We start from the raw sequence: 22,287 nt of genomic DNA, 5'->3' as shown, positions 1-22,287 counted from the left end.
CACGTCCGCCACGACTACCGCTACGACCGCCGCCACGGCGGCCGTCAGCGGCGCGGCGGCGCCAGCCCCAGCACCCGGTCCTTCAGCGCCGGGAACTGATCCCGCGTCACCGCGACCTTCGCCGGGTCGAACTCCACCGTGAGGACCTGCTCCCCCGCGCCGGCCTGCGCCAGCACCTCACCCCACGGATCCACCACGATCGAGTGACCGGCCTGCGGAACTCCCGCGTGCGTCCCGGCCGTTCCACAGGCGAGCACGAACGCCTGGTTCTCCACCGCCCGCGCCTGAGCCAGCAGCGTCCAGTGCGCCCGGCGGCGCTCCGGCCAGCCCGCCGGAATGACCAGGGTCTCGGCGCCGGCGTCGACGAGGCCGCGGAACAACTCGGGGAAGCGGAGGTCGTAGCAGGTGGCCACACCCAGGACCGTCTCGGGCAGACGCACCGTCACCAGTTCCTCGCCCGCGCCCATCAGCACGGCCTCACCCTTGTCGAAGCCGAACCGATGGATCTTGCGGTACGCGGCGACCAGATCACCGGAGGGGGAGAAGACAAGGGACGTGTTGTAGAGGGGTCCCTCGGGGTCCCGCTCGGGAATCGAGCCCGCGTGCAGCCACACGCCCGCGTCGCTCGCGGCCTTGGCCATCGCCTCGTACGTCGGCCCTTCGAGCGGCTCGGCCTCGCTGCCGAACTCCTCGTAGGCGAACGCCCCGGTCGTCCACAGCTCGGGCAGGACCACCAGATCCGCCCCGGCCTGTTCCCGTACCAGCGAGGCAACCCTCACCCGACGCGATTCGACCGATTCGCCCTCATTGACATCGATCTGGAGCAAAGAGGCGCGCACACTACCACCGTCCTGGCATTCGAGCGGTCCACACGGGCTTCCACACAGGCCTACGATCGTCACACGAAAGCACTGCCGGGGTGCCTCACAGCAGCGTAACTTAGCGTTCCAAGACACCCGCCGACAGCAGCCGCCGCCCACTGGCACCGCCGCCAGAAACCGCCCGCGTACCGACGTTCCAACCGCCGAGGGGTCCCGTTCCGTGAGTCTGCATCCCACCCTCCAGCCCTACGCCGACGCCTGGACCCACTCCATCGAAGCGATATCCGAGCTGGTGACACCGCTAGTGGAGGGCGAGTGGAACCGGCGTACCCCCTGCCCCGGCTGGTCGGTGCGCGACGTGGTGTCCCATGTCATCGGCCTGGACTGCGAGATGCTCGGCGACCCGCGCCCCATCCACACGCTCCCGCGCGACCTCTTCCACGTCACGAACGACCACCAGCGCTACATGGAGATGCAGGTCGACGTCCGCCGCCACCACACGGCGCCGGAGATGACGTCCGAGCTGGAGTACACGGTCATCCGCCGCAACCGCCAGCTGCGCAACGAGTCCCGTGACCCCGGCACCAAGGTGCGCGGCCCGCTCGGCACGGAGCTCACCCTCGAAGAGTCCATGCGGGGCCACGCCTTCGACGTCTGGGTGCACGAGCAGGACCTGCGCACCGCCCTCGGCCGCCCCGGCAACCTCGACTCCCCCGGCGCGCACGTCGCCCGCGACGTCCTGCTGGCCAAGCTGCCCGACATCGTCGCCGTCCGGGCCGAAGCCCCCCGCAGCTCGGCGATCGTCTTCGACGTCCACGGCCCGATCGAGTTCCTCCGCACGATCCGCGTCGACATCCAGGGCCGAGGCACCCTCGAAACGGCCCCGGCCCTGGGCCCCGCCGCCACCCTCACCCTCGACTGGGAAACCTACGTCCGCCTCGCCTGCGGCCGCGTCACGCCGGAGGCAGCGGCGGACCGCGTCAAGGCAGAGGGCGACCCGGACCTGACGGCAGCGATTCTGCGCAACTTCACGGTGACGCCGTAGAGCCGACCCCCTCTTCGACGCCGGTCCGGGCACGCCAGCCCGCCCGGCGTCCGAGAACAAGGCCGCACCGTCCCCAGCCCCCACCCACCCGCAAGGGGCTTCACCTCTTGAGGCCGGCCCGCATACTCCAGCCCGTCCGGCACTTGAGAACAAGGCCGCACCGTCCCCAGCCCCCACCCACCCGCAAGGGGCTTCACCTCTTGAGGCCGGCCCGCATACTCCAGCCCGTCCGGCGTTTGAGGACGAGGCCGTTCAGGCCGATGGGGGTCCAGGGGGCGGCGCCCCCCCCTGGCCGGGGTCGAAGGGGCGGAGCCCCTTCGAGGATGGGACGGGTAGGGGCCGCGGGGGCGAAAACCACTGTCCCCCACTCCACGCCGGAGGTTAACGTCCCGCCGTGACCGACACCTCCCCAGCAACCACCCCACCCCCACGCCTGACCCGCCTGACCTTCCACGGCCCCCTGTCCGAGGCACGAGCCCACGGCCTCGTCCAACGACTCACCCGCACGAACCCCACCACGGTCCTGGACATCGGCTGCGGCTGGGCCGAGTTGATGCTCCGCATCCTGGCCGCCGCCCCCGCAGCGACCGGGACCGGCATCGACATCAAGGCCGAGGACCTGGCCCGCGCCCGCCGCAACGCCGAGACCCGAGGGCTGGCGCAAAGGGCCGCGTTCGTCGAGGAGTCCGCCGTGGCGACCTCGCACGGCCCCGCCGACCTGGTCCTGTGCGTCGGGGCGAGCCAAGCCCTGAGCACGGCCCAGCCGCCGGACCACACCACCGAGGCACTGCGCGCCCTGCGCCGCCTGGTCACCGACGGCGGCCGCGTACTGCTCGGGGAGGGCTTCTGGCAGCGCCCCCCGACCCCCGCCGAACTCGCCGGCATGTGGCCGGAGGCCGCCGCCACCGACCACTACGACCTCGCGACCCTGCTCGACCTCGCGGTCGACGCCGGCTTCCGCCCGGAGTGGACCGAGACGGCGAGCCTCGACGAGTGGGAGGTGTTCGAGTCGGCGTACCAGGCGGACGTCGAGATATGGCTGGCCGAGCACCCCGACCACCCGCTCGCGGACGAGACACGCGAGCGCCTCGACCGCCATCGCGCCCAGTGGATGAGCTACCGCGGGGTCCTGGGACTGGCGTACCTCACGCTCGTCCCAGCCCTCTGACGCACCGCCTCACCACCACACCGCTTAACAACCACACCGCCTTACCGGCTCACGCGGGAACGTGCACGGTCTCCACCCTGCTGGCGACCAGCCGTTCCCGCTCCCGGCGCGCCGCCCGCTTGCGCAGCCGCAGGATCTGGCTGACGCCCAGCGCCTGGAGGACGAACACCGCCGAGAAGGCGATGGCGTAGTCGTCCCCGGTCGCGTCCAGCAGCACCCCGATCGCGAACAGCGTCGTCATCGAGGCGACGAACCCGCCCATGTTGGTGATGCCGGAAGCCGTCCCCTGCCGCTCCGGCGGATTCGCCGGCCGCGCGAAGTCGAAGCCGAGCATCGAGGCCGGCCCGCACGCCCCGAGCACCGCGCACAGCACGACCAGCAGCCACATCGGCGCCGTATCGCCGGGCCAGGCCAGCGTCGTCGCCCAGAGCGCCGCCGTCGCGCCCACCGTGCCCAGCGCCAGCGGCAGCCGCGCCCCGTGGTGCCGGGCGACGACCTGGCCGTAGACCAGGCCCACGACCATGTTGGACAGGACGACGAGAGTGAGCAGTTCACCGGCCGTCGCCCGGGACAGGCCCTGCGCCTCCACCAGGAACGGCATCCCCCACAGCAGCAGGAACACCATCGCCGGGAACTGCGTCGTGAAGTGCACCCACAGCCCCAGCCGCGTACCCGGCTCCCGCCAGGACGCGGCGATCTGCCGGCGGACGTAGGCCGCGCCCAGGTGCGGCAGCGGCTCCGGCTCGTGCCCCTCGGGGTGGTCCTTGAGGAACAGCAGCAGCAGGACCAGTACGACGACGCCCGCCGCCGCGCTGCCCGCGAAGGCCGCCGTCCAGCCCACGCCGTGCAGCAGCCGGGCCAGCACCAGCGTGGAGACGAGGTTGCCCGCCATGCCCGCGAGTCCCGCGAGCTGCGCGATCAGCGGCCCGCGCCGGGCCGGGAACCACCGGCCGCCGAGCCGCAGCACGCTGATGAAGGTCATCGCGTCGCCGCAGCCCAGCAGCGCGCGCGAGGCGAGGGCCATGCCGTACGACGGCGAGAAGGCGAAGCCCAGTTGGCCCGCCGTGAACAGCACCACGCCGATGGTCAGCACCTTCTTGGTGCCGAGCCGGTCGACGAGCAGGCCGACGGGTATCTGCATGCCCGCGTAGACGAGCAGCTGCAGGATCGAGAAGGTCGACAGGGCCGAGGCGTTGACGTCGAAACGGTCCGCCGCGTCGAGGCCCGCCACCCCGAGGGACGTACGGAAGATGACGGCGACGAAGTAGACCGAGACACCTATGCCCCAGACGGCGGCGGCGCGGCGGCCGCCCGGAGGGTCACCCGGCAACACTGCCTTCATCGCTCTTCACCCCGCGCCAGGTGCGAGAACCAGCCGATGTGCCGGTGGACCGTCCCGACGGCGGCCTCGGCGTCCCCGGAGCGCAGGGCCTGAAGGATCTCCTCGTGCTCGACGAGGGTCTTGGCGATCCGGTCGGGGTGGGAGTGCAGGACGGCGACGCCCATGCGCAGTTGCCGGTCACGGAGCTGGTCGTACAGCCGCGACAGGATCTCGTTGCCGCCGCTGCGCACGATCTCCACGTGGAAGCACCGGTCGGTGACGGCTGCTCCGGCGAGATCGCCGGCAGCGGCCTGCGCCTTCTGCTGGGTGAGCAGTTCCTCCAGGCGCGCGATGAGCCCGGGGGGCGCGGGTACGGCCTTGCGCGCCGCGTGCTCCTCGACGAGCATCCGCGTCTCCACCACGTCCTTGATCTCCTGTGCGGAGACCGGCAGGACCAGTGCGCCCTTCTTCGGATAGAGCTTGATCAGCCCCTCGACCTCCAGGCGCAGCAGCGCCTCGCGCACCGGCGTGCGCGAGACCCCGACGGCCTCGGCGAGCTCGCCCTCGGTGAGGAGGGTCCCGCCCTCGTAGCGGCGCTCCAGGACGCCCTGCTTGACGTGGGTGTAGACGCGGTCGGCGGCGGGGGGCTGCTTCATGGACTGCTGCTTCACGGGCGCGGGCGGGGCGGAGGACATGCCCACAGCATAGATACAACACGTACGCATGAAGGCGTCCGTCCAGCATACGGACGAGAAACCTGATCAAGAATCAGACACGGGGACCCGCCACACTCGCCCCACAACCTTCTGTGCTACTTACGTGTCACACATGTGCGGCCCACCTGTCTTCCCCTCCAACTCGGCCGCACACAGGGGCATTCGACATAATCGGGGTATTTCAGTTGATAACCGCCATCAAGGGCTTCCGTGTCCGCAGAGCCGCAGCCGTCGCCGTGACGACCGGCGCGGTGCTCGTCACCGGCGCCCTCACCGCGGCACCCGCGCAGGCTGTGACGACGCCCACCATCACCGCCAAGGGCGGGTTCCTGATGAACAGCGCGACCGGTAAGACGCTGTTCACCAAGGCCGCTGACACCAAGAGGCTCACCGCCTCCACCACGAAGATCATGACCGCCAAGGTCGTGCTCTCGCAGTCGAACCTGAACCTGGACACCAAGGTCACGATAAAGAAGGAGGTCAGCAACTACATCGTCTCCAAGGGCGCCTCGTCGGCCAACCTGATCGTCGGCGACAAGGTCACCGTCCGTCAGCTGCTGTACGGGATGATGCTCAAGTCGGGCTGCGACGCCGCGATGTCCCTGGCCGACAAGTTCGGTACCGGCACGACGGTCAACGCGCGTGTGAAGTCGTTCATCGGCAAGATGAACACCATGGCCAAGAACCTGGGCATGACGAACACGCACTTCGATTCGTTCGACGGCATCAGCAACGGCTCCAACTACTCGACGCCGCGCGACCTGACGAAGCTCGCCCGGAGCGCGATGAAGAGCTCGACGTTCAAGACCGTCGTGAAGACCAAGTACTACACGGCGAAGACGATCACGAGCACCGGCTCCACCCGCACGATGGCGACGTGGAAGAACACCAACGCCCTGCTCGGCTGGAACGGCACGCTCGGCATCAAGACCGGCTCGGGCACCGAGGCCAAGTACTGCCTCGTCTTCGCCGCCACGCTCAACGGGGAGTCGGTGATGGGCACCGTCCTCACCGCCCCTGACGAGGCCAGCCGCACGACGGACGTGAAGAAGCTGATCAACTACGGCTACGCGAAGATCAGCTGACTCCGGCTGACCCGCTGACGCCCCGGCTCGACGAAAGGGGGGCGGCCACTCGACAGTGGCCGCCCCCCTTTTCCGTCACCGCGTGCGGCTCACGCCCAGCTGATCAGCCGCTTCGGCTGCTCCAGGATCGCCGCCACATCGGCCAGCACCTTGGAGCCCAACTCGCCGTCCACCAACCGGTGGTCGAAGCTGAGCGCCAGCGTCGTGACCTGACGCGGCTTCACCTTGCCCTTGTGGACCCACGGCTGGAGCTTGATCGCGCCTACCGCGAGGATCGCGGACTCGCCGGGGTTGAGGATCGGGGTGCCGGTGTCGACGCCGAAGACGCCGACGTTGGTGATGGTGACGGTGCCCCCCTGCATCGCGGCGGGGGACGTCTTGCCCTCCTTCGCCGTCGACACCAACTCGCCCAGCTCCCCGGCCAGTTGCGGGAGCGTCTTGGTGTGGGCGTCCTTGATGTTCGGGACGATCAGGCCGCGCGGGGTCGCCGCCGCGATACCCAGATTGACGTAGTGCTTCTGCACGATCTCCTGGGCCGCCTCGTCCCAGGAGGCGTTCACCTCCGGGTTGCGCTTGATGGCGACCAGGAGGGCCTTGGAGATCAGCAGCAGGGGGTTCACGCGCAGACCCGCGAACTCCTTGTCCTGCTTGAGCTCCTCGACCAGCTTCATCGTGCGCGTCACGTCCACCGTCACGAACTCCGTGACATGCGGCGCCGTGAACGCCGAGCCGACCATCGCCGCCGCCGTCGCCTTGCGGACACCCTTCACCGGGATACGGGTCTCGCGGGCCGCGTCGTACGTGGCCACCGGCGCCGACGTGGCCGCAGGGACGGCGACCGGGGCGGGCTGGGACACCGGCTCGGGAGCCGGGGCCGGCGGGGCCACCGCCGCGTGGACGTCCTCGCGCGTGATGATGCCGTCGGGGCCCGTGGGGGTCACCGTGGCCAGGTCGACGCCCAGGTCCTTCGCCAGCTTGCGCACCGGCGGCTTCGCCAGCGGCCGGGGAGGCTTCACCGCCGCGGCGGGGCCGTGGCCGTTCAGCTCGGACTGCAGGGCGCGCGCCGCCGTCGAGGGCTCCTGGGACGGTACGTCGGCCCCCTTGCGCGGGCGCCGCTTGGTCGAGGACGCGGCCACGCCGTAGCCGACCAGCACCGGCTGGCGGCCCTGCGGCTTGGCCTCCTCCGGCTGCTTCTCGGCGGGAACCTGGGCCTGCGCCGGCTCCTCGGCGACCGGGGCCGCCCCGCCCGCCACGTCCACCGCGATGATCGCCGTACCGACGTCCACCGTCGTGCCCTCGGGGAAGTGCAGCTCCCGGACCACCCCGTCGTACGGGATGGGCAGCTCGACGGCCGCCTTGGCCGTCTCGACCTCGCACACCACCTGGCCGTCGGTGACCGTGTCGCCCGGCTGGACGTACCACTTGAGGATCTCGGCCTCGGTGAGTCCCTCGCCCACGTCGGGCATCTTGAACTCGCGCACGGACGCTTCAGTCATCGTCGTCATGCCCCTCTCCTCAGTACGCCAGGGCACGGTCGACGGCGTCGAGCACCCGGTCCAGGCCCGGCAGGTACTCCTCCTCCAGGCGCGCCGGCGGGTACGGGGCGTGATAGCCGCCGACCCTCAGCACCGGGGCCTCCAGGTGGTAGAAGCAGCGCTCCGTGATCCGGGCGGCGATCTCCGCGCCCGAACCGAAGAACACCGGCGCCTCGTGGACCACGACCAGGCGGCGCGTCTTCTCGACGGAGGCCTGGATGGAGTCGAAGTCGAGGGGGGAGACCGAGCGCAGGTCCAGGACCTCCAGGTTCCGGCCCTCCTCGGCGGCCGCGTCGGCGACCTCCTGGCACAGCTTCACCATCGGGCCGTAGGCGGCCAGCGTGAGGTCCGTGCCCTCGCGGACGACCTTCGCCTTGTGCAGCGGGCCTGGGATGGCCTCCGTGTTGACCTCTGCCTTGTCCCAGTAGCGCCGCTTGGGCTCGAAGAAGATCACCGGGTCGTCGCTCTGGATGGCCTGCTGCATCATCCAGTACGCGTCCGACGCGGTGGAGGGGCTGACGATCTTCAGACCCGCCACATGCGCGAAGAGCGCCTCGGGGGATTCCGAGTGGTGCTCCACCGCGCCGATGCCGCCGCCGTAGGGGATGCGGACGACGATCGGGAGCTTGACCTTCCCCAGCGAGCGCGCGTGCATCTTCGCCAGCTGCGTGACGATCTGGTCGTACGCCGGGAAGACGAAGCCGTCGAACTGGATCTCCACGACCGGGCGGTAGCCGCGCAGGGCGAGGCCGATCGCCGTGCCCACGATGCCCGACTCGGCCAGCGGGGTGTCGATGACGCGGCTCTCGCCGAAGTCCTTCTGCAGGCCGTCCGTGACCCGGAAGACGCCGCCGAGCTTGCCGACGTCCTCGCCCATGATCAGGACCTTGGGGTCGGAGTCCAGGGCGCGGCGCAGCGACTCGTTGATCGCCTTGGCGAGAGCCATCTTCTCTGCCATCTCAGTGACCCCCCTCTACGTCCGCGAACGACGCCTGGTAGGCGGCGAACTGGGCGCGCTCCTCGTCGACGAGCGCATGCCCGTCCGCGTACACGTTCTCGAAGATGGCGAAGTGGTCCGGGTCCGGCATGGCGCGGACCGCTTCGCGCACTCGTTTGCCCAACGCCTCGCTCTCGGTCTCCAGTTCCGCGAAGAATGCCTCGTCCGTGTGGTTTGAAGCCTCCAGGTAGCGGCGAAGGCGCAGGATCGGGTCCTTCGCCTCCCAGGCCAGGCGCTCCTCGTCACCGCGGTAGCGGGTGGGGTCGTCGGAGGTGGTGTGGGCGCCCATGCGGTACGTGTACGCCTCGACCAGCGTCGGGCCCTCGCCGCTGCGGGCGCGCTCCAGCGCCCACTTCGTCACCGCGAGGCACGCGAGGACGTCGTTGCCGTCGACCCGGACGCCCGGGAAGCCGTAGCCCTGCGCTCGCTGGTAGAGCGGCACCCGGGTCTGCTTCTCGGTCGGCTCGGAGATCGCCCACTGGTTGTTCTGGCAGAAGAACACCACGGGGGCGTTGTAGACCGCGGAGAAGGTGAACGATTCCGCGACGTCACCCTGGCTGGAGGCACCGTCGCCGAAGTACGCGATCACCGCGCTGTCGGCGCCGTCCTTGGCGATGCCCATCGCGTAGCCGGTGGCGTGCAGCGTCTGGGAGCCGATGACGATCGTGTAGAGCTGGAAGTTGTTGCTGTTCGGGTCCCAGCCGCCGTTGTTCACGCCGCGGAACATGCCGAGCAGGTTGGTCGGATCGACCCCGCGGCACCAGGCCACGCCGTGCTCGCGGTAGGTCGGGAAGACGTAGTCGTCCTCGCGGGTGGCCCGGCCGGAGCCGATCTGGGCGGCCTCCTGGCCGAGCAGCGACGCCCACAGGCCCAGCTCGCCCTGGCGCTGCAGGGAGGTGGCCTCGGCGTCGAAGCGGCGGGTGAGCACCATGTCGCGGTAGAGGCCGCGGAGCTCGTCGGGGGTGATGCCGGCGACGTACTTGTCGAACTCGGCGTTCTTGACTCGTTTGCCCTCGGGCGTCAGCAGCTGAACGAGTTCGGGGTCGGTGCCTGGCGATTTCTTTGCGGTTGTGCGCTTGCCGGCCGTGCTCTTGGTACCGGCGCTGCGTCGCGGCTTCGGCGCGGCAGTGCTCTCCACGGTCACGTGTGCTCCTCCGTCGGTCCGGCTCCCGGGTTCGCCGGGTGCCAGTGCGGCTCACCTGAAGCCCTACGGACGCACAGGGTGGGTGCGGCTCGTGCGGGAACAGGCGTGACAGGTGCCCCGGCGAGCGCCCTGCAATAGGCACGTTACCCAGTGCTCCACATTTCTGTGAAACCCCTCCTGACCTGCGATTTTGCTTGGATTTCCAAGTAAATCGGCAAAGTCCGGAACAACTCCTGGTCACAGCCTTGCAGGGGGCCGGAACAACGGCACGTTATATCGGTGACCCAGGTCACGGGAAGAGCCGCCGAGAGTGAGGTCACTGAACCGGTGTGACACTGATCTCGTGCGCGAAAGCGGATAAATCAGGTTATGCCTGCAGAACGATCCAGCCACCCGCCGTAAACGGCACGCGCGCGTGGAGCCCGTTTCCGGGCCGCACGCGCGCGTGGGGTGACTTCTCGGTGAGCCGTGCCGGGAGACCGGTCAGGCGCCGTCGCCCGTCGGTGCCGTCGGCAGCGTCGCCGGATCCGTCGGCTCCTCCGTGGGGTCCTCCGTCGGGTCCTCGGTCGGCTCGGCCGTGGTCGGGTCCTCGGTCGGCTCGGCCGTGGTCGGGTCCTCGGTCGGCTCCTCGGTGGGCGTGTACGAGGGCTCGTACGACGGCGTGTAGTCCGGGTCGGTGCCCGTACCGGTGCCGTCGTCCGTGTACTCGTCGGTCGGCTCCTCGGTCGGCTCGTCGCTCGGCGTCTCGCTGGCCTGGTCGTCCTTCGTCGTCTGCGACGTGGTCGGCGTCGGCGTGGTGCCGGTGCCGCCCCCACCGTTGCCGGTGCCCTTCAGGGCCAGCGCGACGCCCGCCGCGATCGCGATCACCGCGAGGACGGCGAGGATCCACAGCTTGCCGCGACCGCTGCCCCGGTTGCCGTGCCCCTCGAAGCCGCCGTCGTCCCCGCCGCCGTACCCGGCGGGCAGGATCGGCTTCGGGATCTGCGTCGTACCGGAGCCGGAGTCCGAGGGGTGCCCCATGACGGTCGTGTTCGCGAAGCCCGCCGCCGGGGTGTGCCGACCGTCGTGCATCGTCACCGGGCCGGTGTTCCAGGTGCCGGTGTGGCCGCCCTGGTCGTACAGCATCTGCAGGCCGTACTGGACGAGGCCGCGCATCTCCTCGGCCGTCTGGAACCGGTCGTCCGGCTCCTTGGCGAGCGAGCGCATGACCAGGCCGTCGAGCTCCGGCGGCGCTCCGTCGGAGACCTCGGACGGGGGCGTCGGGATGTCCTGGACGTGCTGGTAGACCACCGACAGCGGGGTCTCGCCGGTGAACGGCGGGCGCAGCGCGAGGAGTTCGTAGAGCAGGCAGCCCGTCGCGTACAGGTCGGAGCGGTGGTCGACCGCCTTGCCGAGCGCCTGCTCGGGCGACAGGTACTGCGGGGTGCCCATGACCATGCCGGTCTGCGTCATCGTCGACTGCGCGCCGTGCAGGGCGCGGGCGATGCCGAAGTCCATCACCTTCACGGCGCCGTTGTGCGTGATGATGACGTTGGCAGGCTTGATGTCGCGGTGCACGATGCCGTGCTGGTGCGAATAGGCGAGCGCCTCGAGGACGCCGGAGACGATGATCAGGGCCTGCTCGGGGCCGGGCGCCTCGGCGTTGAGGAGCAGGTCGCGGATGGTCCGCCCCTCGACGATCTCCATCACGATGTACGGCACGCTGTGGCCGCCCACGAAGTCCTCGCCGGAGTCGTACACGGCGACGATCGCGTGGTGGTTGAGGCCGGCCACCGACTGGGCCTCGCGCGTGAAGCGGGCCTTGGACACCGGGTCCTCGGCGAGGTCGGAACGCAGCAGCTTGACCGCCACGGTGCGGCCGAGGCGCACGTCCTCTGCCGCGAACACCTCGGCCATACCGCCCCGGCCGAGTCTGCGGGTCAGCCGATAACGGCCGTCCCCGACAAGCCCGCCATTACCCCACATCTCCGGCGCGTCTGACATACCGCCGCCAGCCGCCTCGGGGTCGGACGGGCCCTGAGCGCGCTGCTGCTGTGCCATCAGTCCTCGCCGTCGTTTCTGCCCGCGGTGCGCGCGGTGTTGTTACGGTCTCCGTCGGCCACGCTACAGCCTCCACGCAAGCCGTCGGTCCGAGACGGCCGCCCCAACCGGAGGGAGACGGACCGGCCATCAAACCGGTACCGCGTCCGCTCGTGCAAATTCTGTGTACCGCCCGTACTGCCCCGGTAACTCTTCCGCGACGCTTCTTTCGCGTACGGTCACGGAACGGGCACCGCGCTTGACCTGTCAGTGCCGTGGGGCAGACTTGGCCGGGAATAGCACTTTGGATCACTCGGGATCACACACGGTCCACGGCGATCCACAGCAATCCACGGCAATCGCAGGCGCCTAAGAGGCTACGGGGGACGCAGCACATGAGCCAGGACGGCGCACAGGGCCGGTACGCGGGGCGGGCGCTCGCCGGCGGCCGCTATCAGCTGCGCGACTTGCTCGGCGAAGGCGGCATGGCCTCGGTGCACCTCGCGTACGACGCCGTGCTCGACCGGCAGGTCGCGGTCAAGACGCTGCACACCGAACTCGGCCGCGAGCAGGCGTTCCGCGAGCGCTTCCGCCGCGAGGCCCAGGCCGTGGCCAAGCTCACGCACACCAACATCGTCTCCGTCTTCGACACCGGCGAGGACGAGGTCGACGGCATGACGACGCCGTACATCGTCATGGAGTACATCGAGGGCCGGCCGCTCAGCTCGGTCTTCGACGAGGACGTACGGCAGTTCGGCGCGGTGCCCGCCGACAAGGCGCTGAAGATCACCGCGGACGTGCTCGCGGCGCTGGAGATCAGCCACGAGATGGGGCTGGTCCACCGGGACATCAAGCCGGGCAACGTGATGCTGAACAAGCGCGGCGTCGTCAAGGTCATGGACTTCGGCATCGCGCGCGCCATGCAGTCCGGTGTGACATCGATGACACAGACCGGCATGGTGGTCGGCACGCCGCAGTACCTCTCGCCGGAACAGGCGCTGGGCCGCGCCGTGGACGCCCGCTCCGACCTGTACTCGGTCGGCATCATGCTGTTCCAACTGGTCACCGGGCGGCTCCCGTTCGACGCGGACTCGCCGCTGGCGATCGCGTACGCGCATGTGCAGGAGGAGCCCGCCGCGCCGTCCTCGATCAACCGCGCCCTGCCGCCGGCCGTGGACGCGCTGGTCGCCCGCGCCCTGAGGAAGAACCCGAACGAGCGCTTCCCGAGCGCGGAGGCCATGCGCGACGAGTGCCTGCGCGTGGCCGCGTCCTTCCAGGCGGCCCCGCCGAGCATCGTGCCGGGCTCACAGGCGCCGAGCGGCCAGGGCGTCGGCGCCTCGGTGTTCCCGCCGGTCGGCCAGACGCCACCGCCCGGGGGCCCGGTCCAGGCGCCGTACCAACCGACCCCGGCCCCGAACCCGTACGGCACCCCGCCGCCCGCGACACCCCCGCCGGGGTACGGCTACCCGCAGCAGCAGCCCGGCTTCCAGACACCGACGCCGGCGGCGTACTCCCCGCAGCCGGGCCATCCGACCCCGCCGCCGTACACCATCTCGCCCCAGCCGCAGGCCACTTCGGGCGGCGGCAAGAACAACCGCGCGGTGATCATGGGCTCGATCATCGTGTCCCTCGTCGCGGTGGGCGGACTGATCGCGGCACTGACACTGACCGGCGACGGCTCCGCGGACGACGAGGGCGGCGGCGGCACGAGCACGTCGGCGCCGGCCACGAAGGCGGCCGGATACCGGGAGGGGGACAGCTCGAGGACGGTCGAGACGACCACCTGCACCGAGCCGCGGGAGTCGTTCCTCGACCCCGAGAAGGTACGGATGCCGGACTTCTCGTACCAGTACTGGCCTTCGGTCGAGGAATGCCTCAAGGCCGCCGACTGGAAGTACAAGAAGACCCCCAAGGACGAGAACACGTACGGCGACGGCACGGTGCTGCTGCAGTCCCCCGACGCGGGCACCGACTTCGACCCGGACAACCCGCCGACGCTGCAGTTCACGGTCTCGACCGGCAACCCGGAATGACGCCCGTGTGAAAGGGCCCGGCAGCACCGGCTGCCGGGCCCTTCGCTTACGGATGGGGTCTTACAGGTACGGCCCGCCCGTGCGGCCCGCCTGGTGCTGATCGCCGTCCTCGTGGCCGCCGACTCCCGGTGGCAGGGCGCGGCGCATCTGCTCCAACTGGGCCCGGGCGGCCATCTGCTGGGCGAAGAGCGTGGTCTGGATGCCGTGGAAGAGGCCCTCCAGCCAGCCGACCAACTGGGCCTGCGCGATGCGCAGTTCCGCGTCGCTCGGGGTCGCCTCGTCCGTGAACGGCAGGGAGAGCCGCTCCAGCTCCTCGACGAGCTCCGGTGCCAGGCCGTCCTCCAGTTCCTTCACGGAACTGGCGTGGATCTCCTTCAGCCGGACCCGGCTCGCCTCGTCCAGGGGAGCCACGCGCACTTCTTCGAGCAGCTGCTTGATCATGCTGCCGATCCGCATGACCTTCGCCGGCTGCTCGACCTGCTCCGTCACCGGGACCTCGCGGGAGTCCTCGTCTCCGTTGCCGCCGGTGAGCGCCATCCCGTCCTGGCCCACGACCAGGATCTGGGGGCTCTCGGACGGCCTTTCGTTCCTCGGCATCTCCATGCCGCCATTCTCTCGCACCCGTACAGCTCATCATCGTGGTGCCCCCCGTGTGGGGTGATCCACCGTTTACGCCGGGGGAGATTCCGTCAGCCGCTCCTTGTTCCCCCTGCACGGGCCGCGCGAACCAGGCCCGATCGTGCGGCGGATTCGGTCGGGTGGCGGAGTCCGGAATGCCGGGTGCGTGGGGGCCTGTGAGGCTTGTGCCGTGACTTCATGGCTGGGGGCGACGCGGGGGTGGCGATGCGTCCCGGGTACCGGGTTCGCGACCTCGCCGAGCGCGGGGCGCGGGCTCGCGCGCTCGTCGTCGCCGGGGGCTGCGCATGGGCTCGGGGCGGGGTCGGAGGTGTGGTGGGGCGTGCGGGGGATGCGGGCTCTGCGGGCTGCGGGGACGCTGGTCGTGCTGGTGGCCGGGCTGGTCGTGGGATTGGGTGGGGGTGGGGCGTCGTACGGCCTTGATGGCCCGCGTGGAGCTGCCGTGTCCGGAGATTCCTCCGGCTCCAAGGGTCCGCACCGGCCCTCCTCCGGCTCCACTGGGTCCGGCTCCACGGGGTCCGGCTCCACGGGTTCGCCCTCGTCCGTCTCCCCCCGCGCGGCCACGTCTCCCTCCGCGCCCGTGGCTGACTCCAAGGCTTCCCCCAGTTCCTCGGTCGAGCCCCTGCCTTCCTCCGTCGGCGAGGCTCCGTCGGGGGTGCCCTCCGCCTCCACCTCCACTTCCTCCGCCCCCGCCTCCGCCACCCCGTCCGCGGAGTCCCGGGCGTCCCAGGCCTCGGCCACCGCTCCGGCCCACGCGCCCACCGCCTCCCCTCCCGCCCCCTCCGACAAGCCGTCCCGGGCCGGGAGCCGGGCCGGTGAGGGGCGGGAACGGCCGGGGCGGGCGAAAGGGCCGCTGGAGGACGAGGAGGCGGGGGACGAGGAGGCGAGGGGCGACGAAGCCTCGGAGGAGGAGCCTGGCGGCGGCACGGGCGACGAGGACGGCGAAAGCTCGGCGTTGCCGGAGGACGAGGGTGAGGACGGCGGGGGTGTGGCCGAGCCTCCGAACGACGGCGCCGGTGACTTGGCCGCGGACGCCTCCACGGCGCCCTCAGCCCCGTCGAACCGTCCCGTACGGCAGCCCGTCCCGCAGGCCCAGAGCCCGACCGAGCCCGTGCTGCAGGTCCTGCCCCTCGGTAGCGGGCTGGTGCTCATCGGGCTCGGTCTGGGTCTTGCCTTCGTCGGTCTACGGTTGCGGCGCGACTAGGACAGGCCCCAAGGGCGTTCCCCCGCAGCCCGCAGCCCGCAGCCTTACGGCGCGACCAGGAGCACCTTCCCGACGTGCCCGCTGTCCTCCACCACCCGGTGAGCCTCGGCCGCGTCGTTCATCGGAATCTCGCGGTCGACGACCGGACGCACATGGCCGGCGTCCAGCAGGGGCCACACGTGCTCGCGTACGGCCGCGACGATCGCCGCCTTCTCACCGAGTGGACGGGCCCGCAGCGAGGTCGCGCTGATGGCGCCACGTTTGGCCAGGAGCGCGCCGATGTTGAGCTCGCCCTTGACGCCGCCCTGCATGCCGATGATGGCGAGGCGCCCGCTGACGGCGAGGGCCCGGACGTTGCGGTCGAGGTACTTGGCGCCCATGTTGTCGAGGATGACGTCGGCTCCGGCGCCGTCGGTGGCCTTCTTGACCTCGTCGACGAAGTCCTGCTCCCGGTAGTTGATCAGGATGTCGGCGCCCAGCTCGGCGCACCGGTCCAGCTTCTCCTGGGTGCCCGCCGTGACGGCGACCTTGGCGCCGACGGCCTTGGCGAGCTGGATGGCCATGGTGCCGATGCCGCTGGAGCCGCCGTGCACGAGCAGGGTCTCGCCCGGGCGGAGGTGGGCGACCATGAAGACGTTGGACCAGACCGTGCAGACCACCTCGGGCAGGGCGGCGGCCCGCGTCAGGCTCACGCCCTTGGGCACGGGCAGCAGCTGGCCGGCCGGCACGACGACCTTCTCGGCGTAGCCGCCGCCCGAGAGCAGCGCGCACACCTCGTCGCCCACGGCCCAGCCGGAGACACCGGGGCCGAGCTCGGCGATCCGGCCGGAGCACTCCAGACCGGGGTAGGGGGAGGCGCCGGGAGGCGGGTTGTAGAAGCCTTGACGTTGCAGGATGTCGGCGCGGTTGACGGCCCCGGCCACCACCTCGACCAGCACCTCGCCCTCGCCGGGCACGGGATCGGGGACCTCGTCCCACACCAGCGCCTCGGGCCCACCAGGTTCGGGAATCGTGATCGCATGCATGGCACGGACGCTACTCCCCGGCCTTCGGCCCCCTGTCCCTCGGCCCTTGGGCGGGCTCGGTCGGAAAATCCTGTGCGGCACCGATGAGTTTGCGCGACCGTAAAAGTCTCCCCATGCGCAGCCCAAGAACGCGGAAGGACCACTCGGAAGGACCCGAAGCATGAGCACGCAGACGACGTCCGGTCTCGCGATCGAGACGGCAGGCCTGGTGAAGACGTTCGGTGAGACACGGGCCGTCGACGGCGTGGACCTCGCGGTTCCGGCCGGCACGGTCTACGGCGTCCTCGGCCCGAACGGCGCCGGCAAGACCACCACGGTGAAGATGCTCGCCACCCTGCTACGACCCGACGGCGGCGAGGCCCACGTCTTCGGCCACGACATCGTCCGCGAGGCCGACGAGGTGCGCGGCCGGGTCAGCCTCACCGGCCAGTACGCCTCCGTGGATGAGGACCTCACCGGCACCGAGAACCTGGTCCTGCTGGGCCGCCTCCTCGGCCACGGCAAGCCCGCCGCCCGGGAGCGTGCCGCGCAGCTGCTGGAGGCCTTCGGGCTTTCGGACGCGGCCGGGAAGCAGGTCAAGAACTACTCCGGCGGCATGCGGCGCCGTATCGACATCGCCGCGTCCATCCTCAACACCCCCGACCTGCTCTTCCTCGACGAGCCGACGACCGGCCTCGATCCGCGCAGTCGCAACCAGGTGTGGGACATCGTGCGCGCGGTCGTCGCGCAGGGCACCACCGTGCTGCTGACCACGCAGTACCTGGACGAGGCCGACCAGTTGGCGTCCCGGATCGCGGTCATCGACCGCGGCAAGGTGATCGCCGAGGGGACCAAGGGCGAGCTCAAGGCGTCCGTCGGCGCCGGTTCGGTCCATCTGCGGCTGCGTGACGCGGCACAGCGGCCGGAGGCCGAGCGCGTGCTGCGGCGGACGCTCGACGCGGATGTGCAGCTGGAGCCCGATCCCGTGGCCCTCACCGCGCGTGTCGGCTCCGGGGCGGCCAATGGCCAGGGCGCGGTGGAACAGGCCGCCCGCGCGCTCGCCGAACTGGCCCGCACCGGCATCACCGTCGACAACTTCTCGCTGGGCCAGCCCAGCCTGGACGAGGTGTTCCTCGCCCTCACCGGACACGACACCCACGACGAGCGCGGCAACGACGACAAGGACGAGGTGGCGGTATGAGCACCGTGACGCAGACCGAGAGCAAGGAACTCGCCCCCGTCAGCGCCGAGTCGCTCGCCGCGCTGCTCGTGGCCGGGGAGCGGCCGCCGCGGCCCAGCGCCTGGTCGGCCTCGATGACCTTCGGCTGGCGGGCGATCCTGAAGATCAAGCACGTACCGGAGCAGCTCTTCGACGTCACCGCGTTCCCGATCATGATGGTGCTGATGTACACGTACCTGTTCGGGGGCGCCCTGGCCGGGTCCCCGAAGGAGTACATCCAGTTCCTGCTGCCGGGCATCCTGGTGATGTCGGTCGTGATGATCACGATGTACACGGGCGTCTCGGTGAACACCGACATCGAGAAGGGCGTCTTCGACCGGTTCCGGTCGCTGCCCATCTGGCGGCCGTCGACCATGGTCGGCTATCTGCTGGGCGACGCCCTGCGCTACACGATCGCGTCCGTGGTGATGCTCACCGTCGGCATGATCCTGGGCTACCGCCCGGACGGCGGGGTCCTCGGGGTGCTCGCGGGCATCGCGCTGCTGGTCGCCTTTTCGTTCGCGTTCTCGTGGATCTGGACGATGTTCGGGCTGATGCTGCGCACCGAGAAGTCGGTGATGGGCGTCAGCATGATGGTGATCTTCCCGCTGACGTTCCTGTCCAACGTCTTCGTCGATCCGAAGACCATGCCGGGCTGGCTCCAGGCCTTCGTCAACAACAGCCCGATCACCCATCTGTCCTCGGCCGTACGAGGGTTGATGGCCGGTGACTGGCCGGCGGCCGAGGTGGCCTGGTCGCTGGGCTGGGCGGGCCTGTTCGTGCTGGTCTTCGGGCCGATCACGATGCGGCTGTACAACCGCAAGTAGTCGAAGCGGCCCGTCAGATGGGCTTCATCCCTGGGGGCAGACGCCGGTCATCGGGTGTGACCTGAGTGCCCGGCGTAGCCCGCACGATGGTGATGAGCCGGTCCGTCAACTCCAGTGTCCGGACGTCCGGATCGTCGTATCCGAGCACCCGGTGCCCGCGTACGACGCTCACCACCAGGTCGTCCGTCTGCCGCGGGCTCTTGCCCACCTCGGCCTTTATGACCGGCCGTTCGACGATGTCGAGCCCGCTGCCCTGCTGGATCAGATCCTCCAGGACCATGCCGGCTGCGGGGCTGAGCACGGAGAGGCCCAGGAGCCGGCCGGCAGCGCTGGCGCTGGTGATGACCGCGTCGGCGCCGGACTGCTTCAGCAGCGGCGCGTTCTCCTCCTCGCGCACCGCGGCCACGATCTTCGCCCCGCGGTTGAGCTGCCGTGCCGTCAACGTCACCAGGACGGCGGTGTCGTCGCGCTGGGTGGCGATGATGATCTTCCGCGCCTTGTGCACCTCGGCCCGCTTCAGGACCTCACTGCGTGTGGCGTCCCCGGTGACCCCGGCGTACCCGTCCGCGACCGCCGCCTCGATCACCTTGGCACTCGGGTCGACCACGACGACCTGGTCCTTCCTCAGGCCCGTCGCGCAGACGGTCTGGATCGCCGAACGCCCCTTCGTTCCGAAGCCGACGACGACGGTGTGGTCACGCAAGGTGGACCTCCAGCGGGTCAGACGCCATTCCTCCCGGGTCCGTTCGGTGAGGACCTCGAGCGTGGTGCCGACCAGGATGATCAGGAACAGCACTCGCATGGGCGTGATGACGAAGATGTTGGTGAGCCGGGCGGCGTCACTGACGGGGGTGATGTCGCCGTATCCGGTGGTGGAGAGGCTGACGGTCGCGTAGTAGAAGGCGTCGAGGAGGTCGACGGAACCGTCGGAGTTGTCGTTGTAGCCCTCATGGTCGGCGTAGACGATCAAGGCCGCCGCCACGAGCAGTGTCAGCGCCAGCGTCACTCGCTTGGCGACCTGCCGGAACGGATGCTCCACGATCTTCTTCGGGAGCTTCACCCGATAGGTCGCGACCCGCTCGTCCGCCCGACGGGCGATCGCGTCCTGGCCCGGAAGTTTCACGTGAAACACACCTCGATGCCGGCACTCGCCCAGGGCAGGTCGAGCAGTTCGGTCTCCTGACCCGCGCGAACACCGCCGGGCGGTACGACGGCGACGGCGTCGGCCGCCGCCATCCCCCGCAGCATGGCCGGCCCGTGGTAGTGCAACGGCACGGCGTGGTCGCCGCGCAGCACGACGGGGATGAGCCGGGTGTCGTACGGATGCCCGTGGGCCGCCTCCTTCAGGGGGAGCGCGTACGGCTCCGGGGACGGGTGGGCGGCGAGCGTGCGCAGCAGGGGTTCGGCGAGGGTGAGCAGGCCGGAGACGGCGGCGAGGGGGTTGCCGGGCAGGCCGACGAGGTGCTGGTTCTCCTTGGTGCGGGCCAGCAGCATGGGGTGACCGGGCCGTACCTTGACGCCGTCCACCAGGAGTTCGGCACCGATGCGCCGCAGCGTAGGGTGGACGTGGTCGACGGGGCCGGCCGCGGTGCCGCCGGTGGTGACGATGAGGTCGGCGTCGGAGCGGGTGAGGGCCTTGTGCAGGGCCTTGGCGTCGTCACCGAGCCGGCGCACGGAGGTGACGTCGGCGCCGAGTGCGCGCAGCCAGGGCGGCAGCATCGGGCCGAGGGCGTCACGGATCAGCCCGTCGCGCGGAAGCCCTTCGGTGAGCAACTCGTCGCCGAGGACGAGGACTTCGACGCGGGGACGCGGTACGGCGGTGACGGTGTCGTATCCGGCGGCGGAGGCCAGGCCGAGGACGGCCGGGGTCACGAGGGTGCCGACGGCGAGCAGTTGGTCTCCGTTACGGCATTCCTGGCCGCGGGGGCGGATGTCCTGGCCGGGCTGGATCTCCCGGGTGGCGTGCAGACGGTCCTTGGCGTCCGTGCGGCCGTGTTCGCTGCGCAGGACGGCGGTGGTGTCCGGCGGGATCCGGGCGCCGGTCGCGATCCGGACGGCCTCTCCGTCGGTGAGCGGCTCGGGCTCGGCGTGCCCGGCCAGCACCCCCTCCTCCCGTACGTCCCAGGGGCCGGGGCCCGCGACCGCCCAGCCGTCCATGGCCGAGGTGTCGAAGGAGGGCAGGTCGGTGAGGGCGGTGAGGGGGGCGGCCAGGGTGAGGCCGAGGGCCGCGTCGAGCGGGACGGAGACGGGAGCGCGGCCGACGGCCCGGGTGGCGGCACGCGCGGCACGGGCGGCGGTCTCGCGGGCCTCGCGCCAGGGGGTGGCCTGGTGGTGGCGGTCCGGGTGAGGGGAGCCCGGGGCGGCGTGCGGGCCGGGTGCGGGCACGTGGTCGCCGGGGGCGTGGGGGCCGTTGTGTTCGTTCACGAGGGCGAGCACCTCCTCGACGTCGAGGTCCTCGGCGTCCTCGTCCGCCTGGACGCCGCGGGCGGTCATCCGGCGTCCGGGCGGGTGTCGGGCGTGGCGTCGGGGGCCGCGTCGGACTTGGCGGAGGCCGCCTCCTGCGCCCAGCGCAGGGCGAGGGCGGTGGCCTTGCGGGAGGCTTCGGCGACGGCTTCCGGGCCGCCCTCTCCTCGCGTGGCCTGCGCTGCCGCGTACCCGACGAGGAAGGTGGTCAGCGGGGCCGCGGGCCGCGCCACACCGTGGGCGGCGTCGCGGGCGAGATCGAGCAGGACCTTGGTGTCGACGTCGAGCTCGATGCCGAGCTCGTCCTTGACTGCGGAAATCCATTCATCCAACACGTGCCCATGCTCCCTGATGCGTGCCCTGGCGGTGGCGATGTCGTCCCAGGTGTCGCAGTCGAAGGACGCGACGGGGTCGGGGACGCGGGTGAGGCCGAGCGCGCCGGTCAGCCGACGCAGGGGGAGGCCGGTGAGGCCGCCGCCCGCGGCGGAGCCGCTGGTGGATGCAGCCTGGGCGAGCGCCTGAAGTTCGCGGCGCAGCGCGGGCGCGCGGTACGCGGCGACGAGCGGCTGGTCGCGGCCGTCGGCGTCGGTCAGCAGCGCGCCGTCGGCGCCGCTGGTGCCCAGGGCGGCCAGCAGCCGCCGTACCGTGCCGTCGTCGAGGAACGGCAGGTCGGCGGAGAGGACGACGACTCGCTCCGCCGTGGTGCGGCGCAGCCCGGCGTCGAGTGCGGCCAGCGGGCCGCCGCCGGGCGGGTCCTCGCGCGCCCAGGTGACCGGGCGCGAGGTCGGGCGGGGGTCGGCGACGACGACGGTGGACCGCGCGTCGGCGCAGGCAGCGAGCACCCGGTCGAGCAGCGCCCGCCCGCCGACGCGCACCCCGGGCTTGTCCGCGCCGCCGAGCCGCCGCGCCGCACCTCCGGCGAGCACGACGGCGTCGTACGCGACGTCGTGCCCGGCCTCCTGCTGGGCGTCGGCGGCGCCTCGTCCGCCCGGCGGTTCGTACGCGGTCACCCCCCGAGTATGCGTGCCTCCACGATCACAGGGAACGCAG

At 71.0% G+C, this 22,287-nt stretch carries 19 protein-coding genes; 7 read left to right on the top strand and 12 right to left on the bottom strand.

The annotated features are described in order from the left end of the window. Positions 1 to 44 precede the first annotated feature (44 nt). On the bottom strand, positions 45 to 839 hold the full coding sequence (locus ACIREI_RS27755) for a carbon-nitrogen family hydrolase (protein ID WP_403338150.1): 795 nt from the start codon (positions 837 to 839) through the stop codon (positions 45 to 47). 202 nt (positions 840 to 1,041) lie between these two features. On the opposite strand from ACIREI_RS27755, the gene ACIREI_RS27750 reads away from it, so the two are divergent. Continuing rightward, a complete protein-coding gene (locus ACIREI_RS27750) occupies positions 1,042 to 1,866 on the top strand; it encodes a maleylpyruvate isomerase family mycothiol-dependent enzyme (RefSeq protein ID WP_403338148.1) in 825 nt (274 codons plus the stop codon). A 394-nt stretch (positions 1,867 to 2,260) separates the two neighbouring features. Next, positions 2,261 to 3,034, top strand: coding sequence for an SAM-dependent methyltransferase (locus tag ACIREI_RS27745; RefSeq protein WP_403338145.1), 774 nt, complete (start codon positions 2,261 to 2,263; stop codon positions 3,032 to 3,034). A 49-nt stretch (positions 3,035 to 3,083) separates the two neighbouring features. Here ACIREI_RS27745 and ACIREI_RS27740 read toward each other — a convergent pair whose 3' ends face one another. After that, on the bottom strand, positions 3,084 to 4,376 hold the full coding sequence (locus ACIREI_RS27740) for a nitrate/nitrite transporter (protein ID WP_403338143.1): 1,293 nt from the start codon (positions 4,374 to 4,376) through the stop codon (positions 3,084 to 3,086). After that, positions 4,373 to 5,050, bottom strand: a complete 678-nt coding sequence (locus ACIREI_RS27735) for a GntR family transcriptional regulator (protein ID WP_403338141.1) — start codon at positions 5,048 to 5,050, stop codon at positions 4,373 to 4,375. The genes ACIREI_RS27740 and ACIREI_RS27735 overlap by 4 nt, the downstream gene beginning before the upstream one ends. A gap of 206 nt (positions 5,051 to 5,256) precedes the next feature. Between ACIREI_RS27735 and ACIREI_RS27730 the strand changes: the two genes are divergently transcribed. Then, positions 5,257 to 6,156, top strand: a complete 900-nt coding sequence (locus tag ACIREI_RS27730; protein WP_403338138.1) for a D-alanyl-D-alanine carboxypeptidase family protein — start codon at positions 5,257 to 5,259, stop codon at positions 6,154 to 6,156. Positions 6,157 to 6,245: 89 nt separating this feature from the next. Here the strand turns inward: ACIREI_RS27730 and ACIREI_RS27725 are convergent, their stop codons facing one another. From ACIREI_RS27725 to ACIREI_RS27710, 4 genes are all read right to left on the bottom strand, one after another. Next, positions 6,246 to 7,661: a dihydrolipoamide acetyltransferase family protein gene (locus tag ACIREI_RS27725; protein ID WP_403338135.1), complete on the bottom strand. Its 1,416-nt coding sequence runs from the start codon at positions 7,659 to 7,661 to the stop codon at positions 6,246 to 6,248. Between the two features lie 10 nt (positions 7,662 to 7,671). Further along, positions 7,672 to 8,649, bottom strand: a complete 978-nt coding sequence (locus ACIREI_RS27720) for an alpha-ketoacid dehydrogenase subunit beta (RefSeq protein WP_403338132.1) — start codon at positions 8,647 to 8,649, stop codon at positions 7,672 to 7,674. Position 8,650: 1 nt separating this feature from the next. Further along, positions 8,651 to 9,832: a pyruvate dehydrogenase (acetyl-transferring) E1 component subunit alpha gene (gene pdhA, locus ACIREI_RS27715; RefSeq protein WP_403338130.1), complete on the bottom strand. Its 1,182-nt coding sequence runs from the start codon at positions 9,830 to 9,832 to the stop codon at positions 8,651 to 8,653. Between the two features lie 483 nt (positions 9,833 to 10,315). Then, entirely contained in the window at positions 10,316 to 11,872 is a 1,557-nt protein-coding gene (locus ACIREI_RS27710; RefSeq protein ID WP_403338128.1) for a protein kinase, read from the bottom strand. Between the two features lie 374 nt (positions 11,873 to 12,246). Here ACIREI_RS27710 and ACIREI_RS27705 point away from each other — a divergent pair, with 374 nt between their 5' ends. Then, positions 12,247 to 13,884 (top strand): protein kinase, encoded by a 1,638-nt coding sequence (locus ACIREI_RS27705; RefSeq protein ID WP_403338126.1) that lies wholly within the window; start codon positions 12,247 to 12,249, stop codon positions 13,882 to 13,884. A gap of 60 nt (positions 13,885 to 13,944) precedes the next feature. On the opposite strand, the gene ACIREI_RS27700 is transcribed toward ACIREI_RS27705, so the two are convergent. Continuing rightward, a complete protein-coding gene (locus tag ACIREI_RS27700) occupies positions 13,945 to 14,487 on the bottom strand; it encodes a bacterial proteasome activator family protein (protein ID WP_403338123.1) in 543 nt (180 codons plus the stop codon). 613 nt (positions 14,488 to 15,100) lie between these two features. Between ACIREI_RS27700 and ACIREI_RS27695 the strand changes: the two genes are divergently transcribed. Beyond that, a complete protein-coding gene (locus ACIREI_RS27695; RefSeq protein WP_403338120.1) occupies positions 15,101 to 15,724 on the top strand; it encodes a hypothetical protein in 624 nt (207 codons plus the stop codon). 44 nt (positions 15,725 to 15,768) lie between these two features. Here ACIREI_RS27695 and ACIREI_RS27690 read toward each other — a convergent pair whose 3' ends face one another. Beyond that, entirely contained in the window at positions 15,769 to 16,749 is a 981-nt protein-coding gene (locus ACIREI_RS27690) for an NAD(P)H-quinone oxidoreductase (RefSeq protein ID WP_403338117.1), read from the bottom strand. Positions 16,750 to 16,909: 160 nt separating this feature from the next. Between ACIREI_RS27690 and ACIREI_RS27685 the strand changes: the two genes are divergently transcribed. Beyond that, positions 16,910 to 17,929: an ATP-binding cassette domain-containing protein gene (locus ACIREI_RS27685; protein ID WP_403338114.1), complete on the top strand. Its 1,020-nt coding sequence runs from the start codon at positions 16,910 to 16,912 to the stop codon at positions 17,927 to 17,929. Beyond that, on the top strand, positions 17,926 to 18,774 hold the full coding sequence (locus tag ACIREI_RS27680) for an ABC transporter permease (RefSeq protein ID WP_403338112.1): 849 nt from the start codon (positions 17,926 to 17,928) through the stop codon (positions 18,772 to 18,774). Before ACIREI_RS27685 ends, ACIREI_RS27680 begins: the two co-directional genes overlap by 4 nt. A 13-nt stretch (positions 18,775 to 18,787) precedes the next feature. Here the strand turns inward: ACIREI_RS27680 and ACIREI_RS27675 are convergent, their stop codons facing one another. From ACIREI_RS27675 to ACIREI_RS27665, 3 genes are read right to left on the bottom strand one after another with little or no spacing between them, the layout of a single operon-like run. Further along, positions 18,788 to 19,897, bottom strand: a complete 1,110-nt coding sequence (locus ACIREI_RS27675) for a potassium channel family protein (RefSeq protein WP_403338109.1) — start codon at positions 19,895 to 19,897, stop codon at positions 18,788 to 18,790. Continuing rightward, entirely contained in the window at positions 19,894 to 21,267 is a 1,374-nt protein-coding gene (locus tag ACIREI_RS27670; protein WP_403338106.1) for a molybdopterin molybdotransferase MoeA, read from the bottom strand. Before ACIREI_RS27670 ends, ACIREI_RS27675 begins: the two co-directional genes overlap by 4 nt. Beyond that, a complete protein-coding gene (locus tag ACIREI_RS27665; protein WP_403338103.1) occupies positions 21,264 to 22,247 on the bottom strand; it encodes an NTP transferase domain-containing protein in 984 nt (327 codons plus the stop codon). The genes ACIREI_RS27670 and ACIREI_RS27665 overlap by 4 nt, the downstream gene beginning before the upstream one ends. Positions 22,248 to 22,287: the final 40 nt, after the last annotated feature.

The organism is Streptomyces sp. NPDC093591 (genome assembly GCF_044764885.1).
Lineage (GTDB): Bacteria > Actinomycetota > Actinomycetes > Streptomycetales > Streptomycetaceae > Streptomyces.
This window is presented reverse-complemented; position numbering and strand designations above follow the sequence as displayed.

What these genes read in the sequence shown, in the direction of transcription:
- ACIREI_RS27735 (WP_403338141.1), bottom strand. Translation starts at nt 5,050, where the DNA reads ATGTCCTCCGCCCCGCCCGCGCCCGTGAAGCAGCAGTCCATGAAGCAG.
- ACIREI_RS27710 (WP_403338128.1), bottom strand. Translation starts at nt 11,872, where the DNA reads ATGGCACAGCAGCAGCGCGCTCAGGGCCCGTCCGACCCCGAGGCGGCT.
- ACIREI_RS27700 (WP_403338123.1), bottom strand. Translation starts at nt 14,487, where the DNA reads ATGGAGATGCCGAGGAACGAAAGGCCGTCCGAGAGCCCCCAGATCCTG.
- ACIREI_RS27690 (WP_403338117.1), bottom strand. Translation starts at nt 16,749, where the DNA reads ATGCATGCGATCACGATTCCCGAACCTGGTGGGCCCGAGGCGCTGGTG.
- ACIREI_RS27740 (WP_403338143.1), bottom strand. Translation starts at nt 4,376, where the DNA reads ATGAAGGCAGTGTTGCCGGGTGACCCTCCGGGCGGCCGCCGCGCCGCC.
- ACIREI_RS27720 (WP_403338132.1), bottom strand. Translation starts at nt 8,649, where the DNA reads ATGGCAGAGAAGATGGCTCTCGCCAAGGCGATCAACGAGTCGCTGCGC.
- ACIREI_RS27685 (WP_403338114.1), top strand. Translation starts at nt 16,910, where the DNA reads ATGAGCACGCAGACGACGTCCGGTCTCGCGATCGAGACGGCAGGCCTG.
- ACIREI_RS27670 (WP_403338106.1), bottom strand. Translation starts at nt 21,267, where the DNA reads ATGACCGCCCGCGGCGTCCAGGCGGACGAGGACGCCGAGGACCTCGAC.
- ACIREI_RS27680 (WP_403338112.1), top strand. Translation starts at nt 17,926, where the DNA reads ATGAGCACCGTGACGCAGACCGAGAGCAAGGAACTCGCCCCCGTCAGC.
- ACIREI_RS27725 (WP_403338135.1), bottom strand. Translation starts at nt 7,661, where the DNA reads ATGACGACGATGACTGAAGCGTCCGTGCGCGAGTTCAAGATGCCCGAC.
- ACIREI_RS27705 (WP_403338126.1), top strand. Translation starts at nt 12,247, where the DNA reads ATGAGCCAGGACGGCGCACAGGGCCGGTACGCGGGGCGGGCGCTCGCC.